The 18,363-nt window shown below is 69.3% G+C and carries 13 protein-coding genes; 8 read left to right on the top strand and 5 right to left on the bottom strand.

Annotated elements, in window-relative coordinates:
• Positions 1–9: 9 nt before the first annotated feature.
• Both ARC23_RS17600 and ARC23_RS17595 read left to right on the top strand, forming a co-directional pair.
• On the top strand, positions 10–324 hold the full coding sequence (locus ARC23_RS17600; protein WP_057498395.1) for an I78 family peptidase inhibitor: 315 nt from the start codon (positions 10–12) through the stop codon (positions 322–324).
• 82 nt (positions 325–406) lie between these two features.
• Positions 407–1,681: an SGNH/GDSL hydrolase family protein gene (locus ARC23_RS17595; RefSeq protein ID WP_203226374.1), complete on the top strand. Its 1,275-nt coding sequence runs from the start codon at positions 407–409 to the stop codon at positions 1,679–1,681.
• 40 nt (positions 1,682–1,721) lie between these two features.
• On the opposite strand, the gene ARC23_RS17590 is transcribed toward ARC23_RS17595, so the two are convergent.
• Together ARC23_RS17590 and ARC23_RS17585 are read right to left on the bottom strand one after the other, a co-directional pair.
• Entirely contained in the window at positions 1,722–3,722 is a 2,001-nt protein-coding gene (locus ARC23_RS17590) for a M56 family metallopeptidase (protein ID WP_057498393.1), read from the bottom strand.
• Positions 3,723–3,725: 3 nt separating this feature from the next.
• On the bottom strand, positions 3,726–4,112 hold the full coding sequence (locus ARC23_RS17585; protein WP_019661969.1) for a BlaI/MecI/CopY family transcriptional regulator: 387 nt from the start codon (positions 4,110–4,112) through the stop codon (positions 3,726–3,728).
• 190 nt (positions 4,113–4,302) lie between these two features.
• Between ARC23_RS17585 and ARC23_RS17580 the strand changes: the two genes are divergently transcribed.
• Complete coding sequence (locus ARC23_RS17580) at positions 4,303–5,370, top strand: serine hydrolase domain-containing protein (RefSeq protein ID WP_057498408.1); 1,068 nt, start codon at positions 4,303–4,305, stop codon at positions 5,368–5,370.
• Between the two features lie 72 nt (positions 5,371–5,442).
• On the opposite strand, the gene ARC23_RS17575 is transcribed toward ARC23_RS17580, so the two are convergent.
• Positions 5,443–6,549 carry an SDR family oxidoreductase gene (locus ARC23_RS17575; RefSeq protein ID WP_057498392.1) on the bottom strand — a complete coding sequence of 369 codons (1,107 nt, stop codon included), beginning with the start codon at positions 6,547–6,549 and terminating at the stop codon, positions 5,443–5,445.
• 195 nt (positions 6,550–6,744) lie between these two features.
• Here ARC23_RS17575 and ARC23_RS17570 point away from each other — a divergent pair, with 195 nt between their 5' ends.
• Complete coding sequence (locus ARC23_RS17570; protein ID WP_057498391.1) at positions 6,745–7,053, top strand: hypothetical protein; 309 nt, start codon at positions 6,745–6,747, stop codon at positions 7,051–7,053.
• A gap of 22 nt (positions 7,054–7,075) precedes the next feature.
• Here ARC23_RS17570 and ARC23_RS17565 read toward each other — a convergent pair whose 3' ends face one another.
• Complete coding sequence (locus ARC23_RS17565) at positions 7,076–8,134, bottom strand: DNA topoisomerase IB (RefSeq protein WP_057498390.1); 1,059 nt, start codon at positions 8,132–8,134, stop codon at positions 7,076–7,078.
• 112 nt (positions 8,135–8,246) lie between these two features.
• Between ARC23_RS17565 and ARC23_RS17560 the strand changes: the two genes are divergently transcribed.
• From ARC23_RS17560 to ARC23_RS17550, 3 genes are all read left to right on the top strand, one after another.
• Positions 8,247–8,636 carry an I78 family peptidase inhibitor gene (locus ARC23_RS17560; protein WP_057498389.1) on the top strand — a complete coding sequence of 130 codons (390 nt, stop codon included), beginning with the start codon at positions 8,247–8,249 and terminating at the stop codon, positions 8,634–8,636.
• Between the two features lie 173 nt (positions 8,637–8,809).
• Positions 8,810–13,264 (top strand): glutamate synthase large subunit, encoded by a 4,455-nt coding sequence (gene gltB, locus ARC23_RS17555; protein ID WP_057498388.1) that lies wholly within the window; start codon positions 8,810–8,812, stop codon positions 13,262–13,264.
• Positions 13,265–13,359: 95 nt separating this feature from the next.
• Positions 13,360–14,805, top strand: coding sequence for an FAD-dependent oxidoreductase (locus ARC23_RS17550; RefSeq protein ID WP_057498387.1), 1,446 nt, complete (start codon positions 13,360–13,362; stop codon positions 14,803–14,805).
• Here the strand turns inward: ARC23_RS17550 and ARC23_RS17545 are convergent.
• Positions 14,791–17,163 (bottom strand): ATP-binding protein, encoded by a 2,373-nt coding sequence (locus tag ARC23_RS17545; RefSeq protein WP_238985266.1) that lies wholly within the window; start codon positions 17,161–17,163, stop codon positions 14,791–14,793. The two genes, ARC23_RS17550 and ARC23_RS17545, sit on opposite strands and share 15 nt — an antisense overlap.
• A 206-nt stretch (positions 17,164–17,369) precedes the next feature.
• Between ARC23_RS17545 and ARC23_RS17540 the strand changes: the two genes are divergently transcribed.
• Positions 17,370–18,236: a methylglyoxal synthase gene (locus ARC23_RS17540; protein WP_057498385.1), complete on the top strand. Its 867-nt coding sequence runs from the start codon at positions 17,370–17,372 to the stop codon at positions 18,234–18,236.
• Positions 18,237–18,363: the final 127 nt, after the last annotated feature.

The following is an 18,363-nucleotide window of genomic DNA, read 5'->3' as shown; positions in this document are numbered from 1 at the left end:
AGCCCGACGATGCGCCTCACTTCCCTGGTCCTTTTCGCTTTCCTGCCACTGGCCGCGTGCAGCCACGCCGGCAGCAGCGGCGCCCACGATTCCGCGCCGTCGCCGGTGGCCGATGCTGCACACGAATGCAGACCGGAGGCACTCGAGGCCTTCACCGGCAAGACCGCCGACGAAGCCACGATCAAGAAGCTGGTGGCCGACAGCGGCGCGCGCAATGCGCGGGTGGTCAAGCCGGGCATGGCCGTCACCATGGACTTCCGCCAGGACCGGGTGACCGTGCAGGTGGACGCGCAGAACAGGATCGAGCGCGCCAGCTGCGGTTGATGTTCCCAACCTGTCCCGCTGGCGCCGGGTATCCGCCCGTGCCAGCGGGATAAGCTTCCAGCCACACTGCAAGGAGTGCTGTATGCCGAGGTTCTGCATCAGGAATTGGCATCGACGGTGGTTGGGCTGTCTGTTCGCCACTCTGCTGTGCCTGGCAACCAGCCTGCCGCTGGCGGCACATGAGGGGCGACACCCCTGGTCCGCCAGCTGGTTCGCCGCCCAGCAGGACTACGGCGTCACCTTTCCGGACAACATCGTTCCCCCGCCTCCACCCGTCACCCTGGCCGACCAGACCGTACGCATGACCGTACGTCTTTCGCGCGGCGGGGAAACACTGCGCGTTCGCTTCTCCAACCGGTTCGGCAAGGCCCCGGTGACATTGGAAGACATCCATGTTGCGCCGAGCATGGGCGGCGATGGTGTCGTCCTCCACGAGCAGCGCCAATTGCGTTTCAGCGGCTCAGCACGCTTGATGCTCGCTCCCGGTGAAGAACGCTGGAGTGATCGGATCAACCTGCGTGTGGCTGACCAGACGGAACTGTCCGTCAGCCTGTACGTGATGGCACCGACGCCGGTGGTCACCACCCATTCGGTCGGCCTGCAGACCAACTACCGCGCACCCGGCAACCAGGTCGGCGCAGCGCTGCTGCGCTCCGCCGACACCATGCGGGCCTATTACTGGCTGGACGCTATTGACGTTGCCGGAAGCCTGCCACCCGCAGCTCACGGCAGGCCTGTGGTCATGGTCGCCTTCGGTGACTCGATCACCGATGGTGCCGGCTCTACGGTAGATCGCAATTTCCGTTGGCCCAACCTGCTCGATGACCGTGTGCGCAGCGCAGACCTGCGCGGGGTCAGCGTGGTCAATGCCGGCATTGCCGGCAATCGCTGGCTGCATGATGGTGTCGGGCCAGCGGGCGTGTCGCGCTTCGGGCACGATGTGCTGGCGGTGTCCGGTGCCAGCCATGCCGTGCTGCTGCTGGGCATCAACGATATCGGCATCGGCCAGCTGCATCCGCCGCAGGCGGTGTCTGCGGCGCAGTTGATCGACGCCCTGGGCGTCTCGGTGCAACGAGCCCGGCAACGTGGGATCAAGGTGATGCTTGGAACATTGCTGCCCTACGGAGGATCAGGCTACTTCGACGCCGCCGGAGAAACCAAGCGACAAGCCGTGAACGATTGGATCAGGGCAGCACAGGGCGTCGATGAGGTCATCGACTTCGATCGCATCATGCGCGATCCAAAGCGCCCGACCCATCTGCGTCCCGACTATGACAGCGGGGACCATCTGCATCCCAGTGATGCCGGCTATGCCGCGATGGCAGACGCGTTTCCGATACGCTGGCTGCAGCGCTGACTTCCCCGGGGCAGTGCCGGCCGCTGGCCGGCACGACCGGTCAGAGACGTTCGGCCTTGCCACTGGCCAATGCACGCGCGATCACCTGCTGCGCCCGCTGCGATGCCTGCGCATGCAGGCGGGCCTGGCGCTCGCCCAGCGCGGCCTGCTGGCTGCCCAGCGCCGCCTGGCGGCTGGCCAGTTCAGACTGCTGGCTGGCCAGGCGCTGCATGTCGCGGGTGTGGCTGGCCCGCGCGGTTTCCTTGTCCACGTCCTGCATCGCACGGCGTGCCTGCGCGGCGGCCTCACGCGCTGCCTCACGTGCAACGACCGCATCATTGGTCGCGCCCCGTGCCGCCTTCGCTGCTTCCGCCGCCGCTTCGCGATTGATGTCGTGCGCGGCCATCGCACTGCGCGCGGCCTCGGCGGCGGCCAGACCCATGCGACGCGCCTCCTCGCCCTGCAGGCGGCCTATCTCGCCCATCTGCTTGCCAAGGTCACTCTGCTGGCGCCCCAGCGCACTCTGCTGGCGGCCCAGTTCGCTCTGCTGGCGCCCCAGGTCCACCGCACCGGCATAGGCGCGCTGCAGCGACTGGATCAGCATGGGGTCGCGCACGATATAGCGCTTGTCACCCTGGCGGAACCACAGCGCCGGGCCCTTGCCGAGCTGCCTGCGGGCCACCGTCACGTCGTCCATGCCGCCGTTGGCGAAGGTCGAATCACCATCCACCAGCACGAACGCCTGCGGCGGGGACTGGCCCAGATCCAGCCGGCCGTAGGTGGTGATGGACGAGGTGTGCGAGGTCGTGTGGCCACCCTCCATGCCGGTGTCGACATCCACATCGGCCTCGACATCGGCCGCCACGTCGGCGTCATCGGGGCCGGAAATCTCTTCGGCGCCAGCCGGTGCGGCAGGCGGCGTCGGCGCAACCGGAACCGCCGGCAGGCGCGCGGAGGACGGCGGCGCCGGCGGTGCCTTGGGCGCCTTCGGCGGCAGCGGCGGTGCGGCCGTCGGTGCCGCAGGCGGAGCGGGCGGTGCCGGCGGCACCGGCGCGGCCACCAGCCGCATCGGCGCCACGCCCACCACCACCACGGCGACGGTCAACGCCATCGCCAACAGGCGCGGGCAGGCCCTGCGCGGCTGCAGCGAAAGCAGGCGACGCTTGAGGCTGGTGGTGCTCGGCGCGGCACTGGCCACACCCAGATGCGGCTGCGGTGCCACGCCCAGCTGCAGCAGCAGGCGGCCATAGGCCTGGCGGCTGGCGCCGTGCTGCCCGACCACCGCCGCATCCACCGCTTCTTCGCGGGCCTGGGCGTATTCGCGCACCGACAGGCGCAGCAGCGGGTGGAAGAAGAACAGGTGCTGGGCCAGTGCGGGCAACAGGCCCCACTGCAGGTCACGACGCTGCAGGTGCTGCAGTTCGTGGGTCAGCGCCAGGTCCAGCGCATCGCCCTGCAGGGCGTTGTCGCCGGCCGGCAGCAGCAGCACCGGGCGGAACGGCCCGACCAGCTGCGGCGAGTCCACCTGCGTGCTCATCCACAACCGCGGTGCCGGGCGCACGCCGTGCGCATCGGAGGCCAACTGCAGCGCCTGCACCAGCGCCTCGTCGTTGCAGGGATGGGCCGCAGCGAGCAACGCACGGCAGCGGCGCCACTCACCGAAGGTACGCAGCGCCATCAGCAGCACGCCGGACAGCCACAGCGCGGCCAGTGCGACCGCCCACCACGCAACTGTCGGCATGTCCGGTGCAGTCATCGGCATCGTCGCCAGCAGCTGCGCCGAGGCTTCCGGCGCCAGCGGGTAGACCAGATCAGCGGCAACGTCAGTGGCGGTCATCGCCACCGCCTGCGGCGCCGGCAGCCAGGCCAGCTGCAGCGGCTGGCTCCAGAACAGGCCGAGCACGGCCTGCAGCGACACCAGCCACCACAGGCGGCAGCGGGTGGCCGCCGACAACGACGGCAGCGCACGGCACACGCCGTACACCAGGGCCACCAGCAGCACGGTCTGCAGGCTGGTCCAGCCCAGCCGTTCCAACATCGGGATCAGTATCGTGGTGTCCATGGCTCAGCCCTCGTGGCGGCGCGATTGGAGTTGGGCGACCAGCGCTTCCAGTTCGGCCAGTTCGTTGTCGCTGACCTGCTGGCGCTGCGAGAGGTAGGCCACGAACGGCGACACCGAGCCCTGCAGGGTGTTGTCGACGAACTGGGCCACCGCGCCCTGCAGCACGCTCTGCGGGCCACGGGTGGCCTGGTAGCGGTAGACGCCGTCCTGCTGCCTGCGCTGAAGATACCCCTTCGCCCGCAGGCGCTCCATCATGGTCAACACGGTCGAACGGGCCAGCCCGCGGGCTTCGCCGTAGCCACTGGCGACCTCGCCCACGCTGGCCGGCGCATGTTCATCGATGTACTGCAGCAGGGCCAGTTCCTGGTCCCCGATCGTCTTGCCACGCATGACACCACTCCCTTGACTACACGTGTCGTCACTGTCTGCGTGACGACAACTGTAGTCAACCCCCCGGAAGTCATGGGCCGACGAACGGTAGGGGGCAAGGGGGACTAAACCTTCTGCCCACTCCGCGCATCCGATTCCTGACAACCTTCCGGGAATCCCCATGCTCCGTGCCACGCTGCCCGTGCTTCTGCTGCTCCTCGCCGCCCTGCCTGGGGCCGCCGCCCCGGTCCATCCCGACAGCGCCAACGAGCAGACCCGCCGCCTGATCCGCCAGACCATGCAGGACGAGCACATTCCCGGCCTGCAGGTGGCCGTGGTCAAGGACGGCCAGGTGGTACTTTCCGAGGCCTTTGGCCTGGCCAATGTCGAGAACGGCGTTGCCGCATCGCGCGACACCCGCTTTCCGCTGAACTCGGCCACCAAGGCCTTCACCGGCGTGGCGGCCGCGCAGTTGGCGCAGCACGGCAAGCTGGATCTGGATGCGCCGCTGGCGCGCTATCTCGATGCGCTGCCGCCGGCCTGGCAGAACGTTCGCGTGCGCCAACTGCTCGCGCACACCTCGGGCCTGCCGGACATCCTCGATGAGCATGGCTTGCTGGGTGGAGGTACCGAGACGCAGGCCTGGCAGGCCGTGATCGCGCGGCCGATGGATGCCGCACCCGGCCAGCGCTTCGCCTACAACCAGACCAATTACCTGCTGCTGGCGCGGATCATCGCGCGGCAATCAGGCATGCCCTACGAGCGCTTCCTCGCCAGCAGCCAGTTCGGCATCGCCGGCATGTCGCGCACCACCTTCGGCGACAGCTACGACCTGGTACCCGATGCGGCGACGATGTACAGCCTGGCCCCGCGCGCGACCGAAGCAGCCGACACACCGCCACGGTTGTCGCACTGGTTCTACGACGTGCCGCCCAGCCTGTGGTCCGGCGGCGGCATCCTCACCACCGCCGATGACACGGCACGCTGGTTGGCCGCGCTCAGCGACGGCCGCGTGCTGGGCGAATCTGCGCGCGTGCGCATGTGGACCGCCGAGCCTCTCGCCGATGGTCGCCCCGGCCCCTGGGCCGCCGGATGGCCGGTGCTGCAGACCGCACCGGACCGTCAGGTGGCCGGCATCGGTGGCGCGCGCTCGGCCTTCATCGTCTACCCGGACCGCGGCGTGGCGGTGGTGGTGCTGACCAACCTGGTCGGTGCCAATCCGCAGCGGTTCATTCCGCGCATCGCCGATCTTTATGCGCCTGCGGTGACCGTACCCTGAGGCTGCCGGCCAGCGGCCGGCACGACCGGAGCATCGGCCGCGCCGACGGCCATTTCCGGCAGAATCGGCGCGTCAGCCGTGCGGCCCGCCCATCACCGGCAGGATCACCCCGCTGATATAGCTGGCACAGGCTGGCGAGGCCAGGAAAACGTAGGCAGGCGACAACTCTTCGGGCTGCGCGGGCCGGCCCATGTCGCTGTCCTTGCCGAACTCAGCGACGTCCTCCGCCTTCTTGTCGGCCGGGTTCAGCGGCGTCCACACCGGGCCCGGCGCCACGCAGTTGACCCGGATGCCACGCGGCAGCAGCTGGCTGGCCAGTGCCTTGGTGAACGCATGGATCGCGCCCTTGGTGGCCGAGTAGTCGATCAGCGCCTTGCTGCCGAAAATGCCGGTCTCCGAGCCGGTGTTGATGATGCTCGCGCCCTCGCCCAGATGTGGCAGCACCGCGCGCGCCATCTGGATGTAGCCGCCGATGTTGGTCTGCAGCGTTTCCTGCAGGTGGGCATCTTCCAGGTCTTCCAGGCGCTCGCAGTGCAGCTGGAACGCGGCGTTGTTGACCAGGATGTCGATGCCGCCGAACGCCTTGGCCACCTGCTTCGCCGCCCGGCTGCAGAAGCGTGGATCGCGCACGTCACCGGCGATCACCACGCAGCGGCCACCCTCGCGCTCAACGTGCTGGCGGGTGATGTCGGCGTCTTCGGCTTCATCCAGGTGCAGCACGGCCACGTCCGCTCCCTCGCGTGCGAACAGGACCGCCACCGCACGGCCGATACCGGAATCGCCACCGGTGATGATCGCGCGCATGCCTTTCAGCTTGCCGCTGCCCACGTAATCCGGGGCGAGGAAGCGCGGTGCCAGCTCCAGTGCGTGTTCATGCCCGGGCTTGGCCAGCTGCTGCGCAGGCATCGACTCCGGCTGGCGCCGTGTGCCGGCCTGGGTCGCGGTCTTCTTCGTGGCTTTCCTGGCCGCGCGGGCGTCCTTGGCCTTCTCCTGGTCCTGCAGGCGTCGCTGCCGCGAGGCCACGCGTGCCGCGCGCGGGTCGCTGGCAGCCGCCTTGCGGGTGGCGGTCTTCACCACGCGCGGGCGATCGGGGTCGGCGACCGTTTTGGTTGGGGTGCTGCCTTTACGCACTTTCGGCGATGCCTTGCGGCGAGCGGGGGTCTTCCTGGTGGTGGCCATGCAGGTCTCCTCGGGAGGGAAAGGGGCTGCCGGCCAGCGGCCGGCACTACCGGGGGCGGCGTGCGCCGCTCGTGCAGTGTCGCCATCCAGGTTGTCGGCGCCAGTGAGCGCGCCGTGTCCAGAGCGTGTACGGCATTCATTCCGCCACCACGCGCGCCGTCGCACCCTGCACGCAATCACACGAGGAACGCCCGAATGAAACATGCCATCGCCACCGCCGCCGTCTGCCTTGCCCTCGCCGCCTGCAGCAGCACGCCGATGGCACAGGTTCAGCCCATCGACGGGGTCATTTCCGGCCAGTGCCACAGCGACAGGGTGCGCGGTGCGGTGGGCCTGGCGGCATCAGCCGCTACCGTTGAACGCGCGCGCGTGGACAGCGACAGCCTGCACGTGCAGGTACTGCGCCACGACGGCCCGCGCGTGCCACCGGCCAGCGAAGGCGGCGACCGCCTGACCATCGAAAAGGGCCGCACCAACAACATCACGGCCATTTATTGCGGCTGACAGCCGCCGGGCATGCTGGGCGCTATGTGCCACCGCTGCGCCTGGCCAGCTGCCGCGCCCGGCGCAGCACCTTCAGCGTGGCCTGCTCCCACTGGCGCGGCCCGCGCAGGCCAGCCAGCTTCGCCAGTTCACCCCGCTCCCAGCCGGCGAACACGCAGGGGTCGATGTAGGCCTTGCGGCACACCGCCGGCGTATTGCCCAGCAGCGCTGCCACCTCGCACACCACCGCGCGCTGCGCCTGGGCCAGCGCGCGCTGGCTGGCCGGTTCCGGCAGCTCGGTGGCGGCAAACGCCTGCACTGCCGCCACGGTGCCGCCCCAGGTGCGGAAATCCTTGGCGGTGAAGTCCTCGCCCATGACCTCGCGCAGGTAGTCGTTCACCGCGCCCGAATCCACCGGCTGCGGTGCGCCGTTGTCATCGCGGTACTGGAACAGCGCCTGCCCGGGCAGCTGCTGCAGGCGCCGCACCAGCAGGCCCAGGCGGCGGTCACCCACCGTCACCTCCTGCAACTGCCCGGACTTGCCACGGAAGCGCATGCGCACCCGGCCGCCGCGCAGCAGCTCCAGGTGCCGGTTGCGCAGGGTGGTCAGCCCGAACGAACGATTCTGCTGTGCGTAGGTTTCATTGCCGACCCGCACCAGCGTGTCGGCCAGCAGCGCCACCACCACGGCCAGTACTTTTTCACGGGGAAAACCCGGTCGCTTCAGATCGCGCGACAGGCGCCGGCGCAATGTGGGCAGGGCCTCGCCAAAGGCGATGATGCGGTCGAATTTGCCGGCATCGCGCTGCCTGGCCCAGTCAGCGTGGTAGCGGTACTGCTTGCGCCCGCGCGCGTCGCGGCCGGTGGCCTGCAGGTGGCCATTGGCGTGCGCGCAGATCCACACCGCGGTGTACGCCGGTGGAATGGCCAGCGCGCGGATCCGCTGCAGGGTGGTGGCGTCGCGTATCGCGTGGCCATCCGCATCGCGGTAGCTGAAACCCTTGCCGGCGCGGCGCCGGCTGATGCCCGGCTGGGTGTCGTCGACATAGCGCAGGCCGGCCGCGCGCGCAGCCTGTTGTTCCGGAGTGGGGGGCGTTGGCATGCCCGGCAGTGTTGCCGGTGGCGTGCAGTGATCCTGTCGATAACGCAAGACAAACACGTGAGGGCCGGTTCGCCGCTATGCTCGGGCTTTCACAAGCCCTTCCGGAGTCATGATGTCGTTCCCGATTCGCGCCCGTTCGCTCTCCGCCCTGTTGCTGCCGTCCGTGCTGGCCCTGACCGCCTGCCAGGCGCCGGCGCTGGATGAACAGGATTCGGCCACGGCCCATGCGCAGCAGGCCGCCGAGGCCGCCAAGGCCCCCGCCGACGAAGCGGGCAAGGCGACCGAGGCACCGCCGGTCGGCAGCTGCGACGCCAGCCAGGTGCAGAGCCTGGTCGGCCAGGCCTACACCGATGCCCTGGGCAAGCAGGCCCAGGAAGATGCCGGCGCCAGCCAGGTGCGCGTGCTCAAGCCCAATGATGTGGCCACGATGGAATTCCTGGGCGACCGGCTGAACATCGAAGTGGACGCCAAGGACCAGGTCAGCGGCGTGCGCTGCGGCTGAGTCCGACCCGCGCCGGCACAGCGGTGCCGGCGCTTTCCGTTGCACCTGCAACCGTGTATTGCGGCGTTGCAGCAACCTGTGATCTAGTCGAGGCATCCGGTGGCCTCACGATGCGCTCCAGGGAATGAGCGGGGACGAGTGTCGCCGCCAACCCTATACGCATCGAGGTAGAGATGGCCCCCCGCAACCGCCAAGGGCTTTACGACCCGCGCTCCGAGCGCGATGCCTGTGGATTTGGCATGGTCGCCCAGCTCGACGATCAACCTTCGCGCCTGCTGGTTGATACCGCCATTGCCGCGCTTTCGCGCATGACCCACCGTGGCGGCGTCGCCGCCGATGGCCTGACCGGCGATGGCTGCGGCCTGCTGCTGCGCCGCCCCGATGCGTTCCTGAAACTGCTGGCCAGCGAAGCCGGCATCGCCGTCTCCGCACGCTTCGCTGCCGGCCTGGTGTTCCTGCCGCACGATGCCGACGCGGCGCAGGCCTGCCGTGCGCAGCTGCAGGCACAGGTGGAAGCGGTGGGCTGCAAGGTCGCCGGCTGGCGCGAGGTGCCCACCGACAACAGCGTCTGCGGCCAGCTGGCACGCGACACGCTGCCACGCATCGAACAGGTGTTCGTCGATGCCGGTGTCGGCCAGGACGACGCCGGCTTCGCACTGGCACTGTTCCTGGCCCGCCGCCGCAGCGAACAGCAGTTGCGCGACCACGCCGACTTCTACGTCACCACGCTCACCCCGGATGCGATCAGCTACAAGGGCATGGTGCTGCCGGACAAGCTCAGCCGCTTCTTCCCGGACCTGCAGCGCCGCGAACTGGCCTCCAGCGCGATCGTGTTCCACCAGCGCTTTTCCACCAACACGCTGCCGCGCTGGCCGCTGGCGCATCCGTTCCGCATGCTGGCCCACAACGGCGAGATCAACACCATCGAGGGCAACCGGCGCTGGGCGCAGGCGCGCAGCAAGGTGTGGAAGACGCCGCGCTTCGATATCGGCGAGTTTGACCCGGTCATTTCCATGCACGGTTCGGACTCGCAGAGCCTGGACAACATGCTGGAGCTGATGGTGGCCGGTGGCATGGAACTGATCCAGGCGCTGCGCATCCTGGTACCGCCGGCCACCCAGTCACTGGAGTTCAAGGATCCGGACCTGGCCGCGTTCTACGAGTTCCACGGCCTGAACAGCGAGCCGTGGGACGGCCCGGCCGGCATCGTCGCCTGCGACAGCCGCTATGCGGTGTGTACGCTGGATCGCAACGGCCTGCGCCCGGCGCGCTGGATGCTGACCGCCGACCGCCACTTCCTGGTCGCCTCCGAAGCGGGCGTGTGGGAGGTGCCGACCGAGCGCGTGGTGCGCAAGGGCAAGCTCGGTCCGGGCGAGATGGTGGCCATCGACCTCAAGCGCGGTGACCTGCTCGATTCGGACGCGGTGGACCGCATCAACCGCGGCCGCGCACCGTACAAGCAGTGGCTGCAGCAGGGCGTCACCTACCTGCAGACCGAACTGATCGATCCCTCATTGGTGGAAGAGCCCTTCGACGAAGGCACCCTGCGCAGCTATCACAAGCTGTACCAGCTCAGCAGCGAGGAAGTGGAGCAGGTGCTGCGGCCACTGGCAGAGACCGAGCAGGAAGCAACCGGCTCGATGGGCGACGACACGCCGATGGCGGTACTCAGCCAGCGCAGCCGCCCGCTCTACGACTACTTCCGGCAGGCGTTCGCGCAGGTCACCAACCCGCCGATCGACCCGCTGCGCGAAGACTGCGCGATGTCCCTGTCCACCCAGCTCGGCAAGGAGACCAACATCTTCCATGCCGGCCCGGAGACGGTGAACCACGTCATCCTCAACTCACCGGTACTGAGCCAGCGCAAGCTGCGCCAGCTGCTGAAAATGGACCAGTACGTGCAGGCCAACCGCCTGCTCGACCTGTCCTACAGCGAAGACGAAGGCCTGCGTGCCGGCATCGAGCGCATCTGTGCCGAGGCCGAACAGGCCGCGCGCGACGGCATGGTGATGCTGTTGCTGTCCGACCGCTACCCGGTGGCCGGGCGGCCGATGGTGCACGCGCTGCTGGCCACCAGCGCCATTCACCATCACCTCTCGCGGCTGGGCCTGCGCTGCGACGTCAACCTGATCGTCGAAACCGGCACCGCGCGCGATCCGCACCACATGGCCTGCCTGCTCGGTTTCGGCGCCACGGCGGTGTACCCGTACCTGGCCTACCAGACCCTGTTCGATCTCGGCCGCCGCGGCATCCTCAAGCTCAGCAAGGGCGGCGAGCAGTCGCAGATCGGCCGCCGCTACCGCAAGGGCATCTACAAGGGCCTGTCGAAGATCATTTCGAAGATGGGCATCTGCACCGTGGCCAGCTACCGCGGCGCGCAGCTGTTCGAGATCATCGGCCTGGAACCGGAAGTGGTGGACCTGTGCTTCCCGGATACCGCTTCACGCATCGGCGGTGCCGGCTTCGCACGCCTGGATGCCGATGCCCGCGAACTGTGCGCGCAGGCCTGGGACGCACAGCAGGACGTCGATGTCGGTGGCCTGCTGAAGTACGTGCACGGCGGCGAATACCACATGTACAACCCGGACGTGGTGACCACCCTGCAGCGCGCGGCGCGCAGCGGTGACCCGCGTGCATGGCAGCAGTACTGCGATGCGGTGCATGCACGGCCGCCGTCGGCACTGCGCGACCTGCTGGAACTGGTACCGGCCGCTGCGCCGACGCCGTTGGACCAGGTGGCCCCGGCCAGTGAACTGTTCCCGCGCTTCGATACCGCTGCCATCAGCCTGGGCGCACTATCGCCCGAGGCGCATGAGGCGCTGGCCATCGCCATGAACCGCCTGGGCGGCCGCAGCAATTCCGGCGAAGGTGGCGAAGATCCCGCACGCTACGGCACTGCAAAGCGCAGCAAGATCAAGCAGGTGGCCTCCGGACGCTTCGGCGTGACCGCCGAGTACCTGGTCAATGCCGAGGTGCTGCAGATCAAGGTCGCGCAGGGCGCCAAGCCCGGCGAGGGCGGCCAGCTGCCCGGCCACAAGGTCAATGAGCTGATCGCGCGGCTGCGCTACGCACGCCCGGGCATCGGCCTGATCTCGCCGCCGCCGCACCACGACATCTATTCCATCGAAGACCTGGCGCAGCTGATCTACGACCTCAAGCAGGTCAATCCCACCGCGCTGGTGTCGGTGAAGCTGGTCAGCCATGCCGGCGTGGGCACGATTGCCGCCGGTGTGGTCAAGGCCGGTGCGGACCTGATCACCCTCTCCGGCCATGACGGCGGCACCGGTGCGTCGCCGGTCAGCTCGATCCGCTATGCCGGGGTGCCGTGGGAACTGGGCGTGGCCGAAGCGCACCAGGCACTGCTGGCCAACGACCTGCGCGGCCGCACCCTGCTGCAGACCGACGGCGGCCTGAAGACCGGCCTGGACGTGGTCAAGGCCGCGCTGCTGGGCGCGGACAGCTTCGGCTTCGGCACCGCGCCGATGATCGTGCTGGGCTGCAAGTACCTGCGCATCTGCCACCTCAACAACTGCGCCACCGGCGTAGCCACCCAGGACGAGCGCCTGCGCGAGAACCACTTCACCGGCCAGCCCGAGCGCGTGGAGAACTTCTTCCGCCTGCTGGCCGAAGAAGTGCGTGGCTGGCTGTCCTACCTGGGCGCGCGGTCGCTGGAAGAGATCGTCGGCCGCACCGACCTGCTGCGGCAGATCGACGCGGCGCCGCGCGAGGGCGTGCGGGTGGACCTGTCGCGCCTGCTGGCCGATGCCCGCTATGAGGGCAGCCACTGCGCCGCCCAGCGCCTGTACGAATCGCCGGACAGCCTGGCCACGCAGATGGATGGCCTGCTGGCTCCGGCCATCGAGCACAAGCGCGGCGGCGAGCATCGCTTCCTGATCCACAACACCGACCGCAGCGTCGGCACGCGCCTGGCCGGTGCGGTGGCGCGTGCGCACGGCAACCAGGGCATGGCCGAAACACCGCTGGAACTTCGCTTCCGCGGCAGTGCCGGGCAGAGCTTCGGCGCCTTCAACGTGGGCGGCCTGCATCTGGAAGTGGAAGGCGAAGCCAACGACTACGTCGGCAAGGGCATGGCCGGCGGCCGCCTGGTGGTGCGCCCGCCGCGCGGCGCGCGCTTCGAGGCGCGCAGCACCGCGATCATCGGCAACACCTGCCTGTATGGCGCCACCGGTGGCGAGCTGTTTGCCGCCGGTCGCGCCGGCGAGCGCTTCGCGGTGCGCAATTCCGGCGCGCTGGCCGTGGTGGAAGGCGCCGGCGATCACTGCTGCGAGTACATGACCGACGGCGTGGTGCTGGTGCTGGGCAAGGTCGGCCTGAACTTCGGCGCCGGCTTCACCGGAGGCCTGGCCTACGTACTGGATGTGGACCGCGATTTCGTCGACCGCTACAACCACGAGCTGATCGACATCCATCGCGTCTCCGCCGAGGGCTTCGAGAACTACCGGCAGCACCTGCACCGCCTGATCGGCCGCCACCGCGAGCTGACCGGCAGCATCTGGGCGCAGCAGATCCTCGACGAGTTCCGCGATTACATCGGCAAGTTCTGGCTGGTCAAACCCAAGGCCGCCAGCATCGAGTCGCTGACCGAAACCCTGCGCCGCGCGGCGTGACACGGCGGGGTGCCGTCCGCAACCGGCGCCCCGACCTCCCCACCGCTGTAGTGCCGGCCGCTGGCCGGCATCCGGAAAACACCACAGAGCCCGCCATGAGCCGCAAGCACGCCTTCCAGTTCCTTGACCTGCCCCGCACCATGCCGCAGCGCATTCCGGTGGAGCTGCGTACCTCCGGCGATTGGGGCGAGCTGTATGGAAAATTCGGCAAGGAAGACGCGCAGTACCAGGCCGGTCGCTGCCTGGATTGCGGAAACCCCTACTGCAGCTGGAAGTGCCCGGTGCACAACGCCATTCCGCAGTGGCTGCAGCTGGTGCAGGAAAACCGCATCCACGAGGCGGCCACGCTGTGCCACAGCACCAACCCGCTGCCGGAAGTGTGTGGCCGGGTGTGCCCGCAGGACCGCCTGTGCGAAGGTAGCTGCACGCTGGAGGAGTTCGGTGCGGTCACCATCGGCGCGGTGGAGAAGTACATCGTCGATACCGCGCTGGCCACCGGCTGGCGTCCGGACCTGGGTGCGGTGCAGGCCACCGGCCAGCGCGTGGCGGTGATCGGCGCCGGCCCGGCCGGCCTGGCCTGCGCCGACCGCCTGGCGCGCGCCGGCATCGCCGCCGTGGTCTATGACCGCTACGAGCAGATTGGCGGCCTGCTGCAGTTCGGCATCCCCAGCTTCAAGCTGGACAAGGACGTGATCCACCGCCGCCGCGAAGTACTCGAAGGCATGGGCGTGCAGTTCCGCCTCGGCGTGGAGATCGGTCGCGACATCAGCATGCAGCAGCTGCTGGATACCCACGATGCGGTGTTTGTCGGCACCGGCGCGTACCGCTACACCGATGGCGGGCTGGACGGCCAGGACCTGAAGGGCGTGCTGCCGGCCCTGCCGTTCCTGGTGCAGAACAGCCGCATTGTCAGCGGCGATGATCCGCAGCGCCGGCCGATTGCCGGCTGGGAAGACACCATCGCCCTGCCCGATCTCAACGGCAAGCGCGTGGTGGTGCTGGGGGGCGGCGACACCGGCATGGACTGCGTGCGCAGCGCGGTGCGCCTGGGCGCGGCCAAGGTCACCTGTGCCTACCGGCGCGACGAGGCCAACATGCCGGGCAGCGCGCGCGAGGTGGCCAACGCGCGTGAAGAAGGCGTGCGCTTCCTGTTCAACCGCCAGCCGCTGTCGATCGAGGCCGGCGCCGATGACGAAGTGATCGGCGTGACCGTGGTCGAGACGCGTCTGGGCGAACCCGATGCCAACGGCCGCCAGAACGCGGTGCCGATCGACGGCAGCGAATCACTGCTGGAGGCGGACGTGGTGATCATCGCCTTCGGCTTCTCGCCCAGCCTGCCGCCGTGGTTGGCCGAACACGGCGTGGAAAGCCAGGGCAATGGCCGCATCGTGGCCGGCGGCAAGGACCGGCTGCCGTTCCAGACCGCCCATCCGCGCCTGTTCGCTGGCGGTGACGCCGTGCGCGGTGCTGATCTGGTGGTGACGGCGGTCGCCGAAGGCCGCGATGCCGCGGCCAGCATCGTGCGGCTACTGGCGCACTGAGGCCGGCGCCAACAGCGCGGCCAGCAGCGCGTGCAGCTCGCGGGTTTCGGCCGGCTTGGCCACGAAGTGATCAATGCCGGCGGCGCGGCAGGCCTCGCGCGTGCTCGCCAGCACGCTGGCGGTCAGTGCGATGATCGGTACGCACGCTCCATTGCGGGAGGTATCGGCACGGATGGCACGTGCCAGCGCGAAGCCATCCATGCCCGGCATGTGGCAATCAGTGATCACCAGATCGAACAGCTGCGCCTGCCAGGCTGCCCAGGCCTGCTGCCCGTCCGCGCACGCCTGGACCTGCAGGCCCAGCGCACGCAGGCGCTGGGTCAGCAGACCCAGATTGGTGGGATGATCCTCGGCGGCCAGCACCCGTGCCGCCGGCAGTGCGGCGGCGGGCACGGCCGGCGGCGCCACGGTCTCCTGTGGTGCCGCGCTGGCCGCCAGCTCCAGCTCCAGCCAGACGGTGGTGCCTTCGCCCGGCACACTGCGCAACTGCAGCTGCCCGCCCATCGACGTGGCCAGTTCGCGGCAGATCGACAAGCCCAGGCCGCTGCCACCAAAGCGGCGCGTGGTCGACGTCTCGGCCTGCTCGAAGGCAGCGAACACCGCGTGCTGGCGTTCCACGCTGATGCCCACGCCGCTGTCCACGACCTGCAGGCGCAGCCGCTGGCCACCGGTGCGCGGTTCGACCACCTCGATCCGCAACGTCACACCGCCGTGCAGGGTGAACTTGAGCGCGTTGCCGGCCAGGTTGAACAGGATCTGCCGCAGCCGCAGGCCATCGGCCAGCGACCAGGCCTGCAACGCCGGGTCCAGCTCGCTGCGCAGGTACAGGCCACGACTGGCAGCGACGGGCATCAGCAGCTGCTGCACGCCCTGGACCAGCGTGGCCAGGTGGGTGGGACGCAGTTGCAACGGCGCGGCCTGCAGGCGCTGGCCATGCAGCACATCGTCGAGGATCTGGCGCAGCATCTGCGCCGCATCACCCACGGTGGCCAGGACCTGCCGCTGGCCTGCGTCCAGCCGGCTGTCGGCCAGGCGTTCGAGCATGCCCAGCAGCGTACTCATCGGCGTGCGGATCTCGTGGCTCATGGTCGCCAGGAAATGGCTCTTGGCCAGAGCCGCCTGCTCGGCGGCACGGCGCGCTTCGGCCAGCTCCACGGCACGCGACTGCGCCTCGCTGACGTCCATCCAGTAGCCACTCCATTCCACGCTGCTGTCGTCACAGCGCAGCGGCCGCCCCTGCGAGCGAACCCAACGCCAGCCCTGCGCAACCCGGGTGCGGAAGGTCACATCGATCGGGCCACGCATCAAGGCCGCGTTCTCGATGCAGTCCATCACCCGGCTGCGATCGTCGGCATGGACGGCGGCAAGCAGCTGCCTGTGGTCGATCCGCGCGGCCTCGCCGCTGACCCCGAACAGGGCCTGCACGTCGCCTGCGATCTGCGTAACGCTGTAGTGGCCGCACGCCGTGCGGCGCGCCTGGTAGACCACCGCAGGCAGATTCGCGGTGACCTCCCGCAGCCGCTGCTCCATGGCGCGGCGGCGGGCGCTTTCACGATGCACGCGCCAGTAGCCGAAGGCGTGCAGCAGCATCAGCGCAAGCAGCGCCAGCGAGGTCGGCACCAGCCAGCGCAGCGTCGAGGTAGTGCCGTGCGCGCGCGGTGCGTGCGGCAGCCATGCCTGCGCGATGGCGGCGCGCTGGTTGTCGCCCAGCTGTTCCAGCTGCTGGTCGAACGCGGCCACGACCCCGGCGCAGGCCGGCTCTGCTGCCAGCACCAGCGCGTCATCGAAACCCGCCGGTGCCGCAATCACCAGTGGATCGCCCGGCATCGCGCGCAGGGCGGCTTCAACTTCGCCCACATTGGCGATGACCGCATCGATCACGCCGGTGCGCAGCAGGGACAGGGCGTCGCCCAGCGGCGCCGGCGCCAGCAGCTGCGCGCCCGGGGCCTGTTCGGTCAGCCGTGCTGCCAGCGGCACCCGGTCCGGGCTGGCCACCGTGCGGTCGCGCAGGTCTTCCAGGCCCAGTACCATCGGTGCGCCCTGGCGGCGCACGATCACCTGCGGCACCTGCAGGTAGGCCCGGCTGGCCACCCAGCCGGGTGGCAGCTGCGCGCGCGGCCAGCCCAGCACCGCCTGCACCCCCGCCGGCAGCGGCCGGTCGGCCAGTGCCGCCGCCGGCAATGGCACCGGACGCAGCGCGACCTGCGTGCCCAGCGCCTGCAACTGATGGGCAATCAGTCCGGCCGGCTGCCCCTGCTTCTGCGAGGACAACGGGGGCCGATCCGACGGCCAGGCCACTTGCAGGGGATGCCCACAGCTGGACGCCCGCGCCATGCCTGGCAGCATCAGCACTGCCATGACGGCGGCGGCGGCGGCGCGGGAGCCGACGGCATTCACGGTAGTTGTCCTCGTCTCGCGGGCAGGAACCACGGCCGCGCAGAGCTACCGCTGTTCTTCACGCTAGCGAGGTGGCGCCCAACCGCAATGGGAAAAGTTGGAAATGCATCCGCACTGGCGGATGGCGACATAAACTGCCGCTTCTACCCGTACCTGCGGAGCATTCGATGCGCATCGGCCTGGCCGCCAACCGTCTCCACCACCACGATGCGCGCGCGGCACTGTTCCGCTGGCTGCACGCCAGCGAGGCCGGCCTGCGCGAACTGGGGGTCTACCTGCATGCAGTGGGGCGGACCCATGACGCGATCGAACGGCAGGGGTTGCTGGAGGGCTACGCCGGTCTGAAGCGCTATCCCTACGGTCGCGACGGCGGCCTGATGAAGCTGGTGGCCGAAGTGGTGGGCATGGGCCCGGAACGAACCCTGGATGGCGCGATCTACCTGATCGACCCGGTCGATCCCTCATCGGTGTTCCCGGAGGCAACCGCGCTCAAGCGGCAGTGCGTGATCCACGGCAAGCCGTTCATTTCGACCGTGGCCACCGCGCGCGACTGGGTCGAGGTGGAACGCATCCATGCCGGTCTGCCGGCCGATGCCGGCGCCGACGACCTGCATGCGTTCGAGGCACAGACGCTGGCGCTGATCGCGCATGATGCGATGAAGCCAGCGATGCTGGCCTTTGCCGATACCCACTTCGACGTGCTGGCACGGTTCGGCGACCGCGTGGCTACCGGCACCACCGGCCAGCGCCTGAACGAGCTGGCCTGGAGCCGTGGCTGGCCCCGTGATACTCCCTGGGTGACCCGCTACCAGAGTGGCCCGATGGGCGGCGATGCGCAGATCGCCGACCGGGTGCTGGAAGGGCGTTGCCAGCGCGCGATCTTCTTTGAGGATCCACACGTGGCGCGCCAGCACGAAGCGGATATCCAGCTGCTGGAGCGCGCGGTGACCACCGTGACCGACCAGGCGGTGTGCATCACTGCACCGGCGGTGGCCACGCGCTGGGCGGCGGCGGCGGCGTTGCGGGCGGGGTGAGGGTTTCGGCCAACGGCTGGGCCCCTCGTGGTGGGTGATATCCGAAGGCAAAGCCGTGCTTGGCCGGGCGGGGGGGAGTGCGCAGGGGTCGCTGCAAGTACGTCCTTGTAAGCTCGGTCGCCGCATC

The sequence above is a fragment of the Stenotrophomonas beteli genome (genome assembly GCF_001431665.1).
Classification (GTDB): Bacteria; Pseudomonadota; Gammaproteobacteria; order Xanthomonadales; family Xanthomonadaceae; genus Stenotrophomonas; species Stenotrophomonas beteli.
Note: the sequence above shows the minus strand (reverse complement) of the source record. Positions and strands in the feature narration are given on the sequence as shown.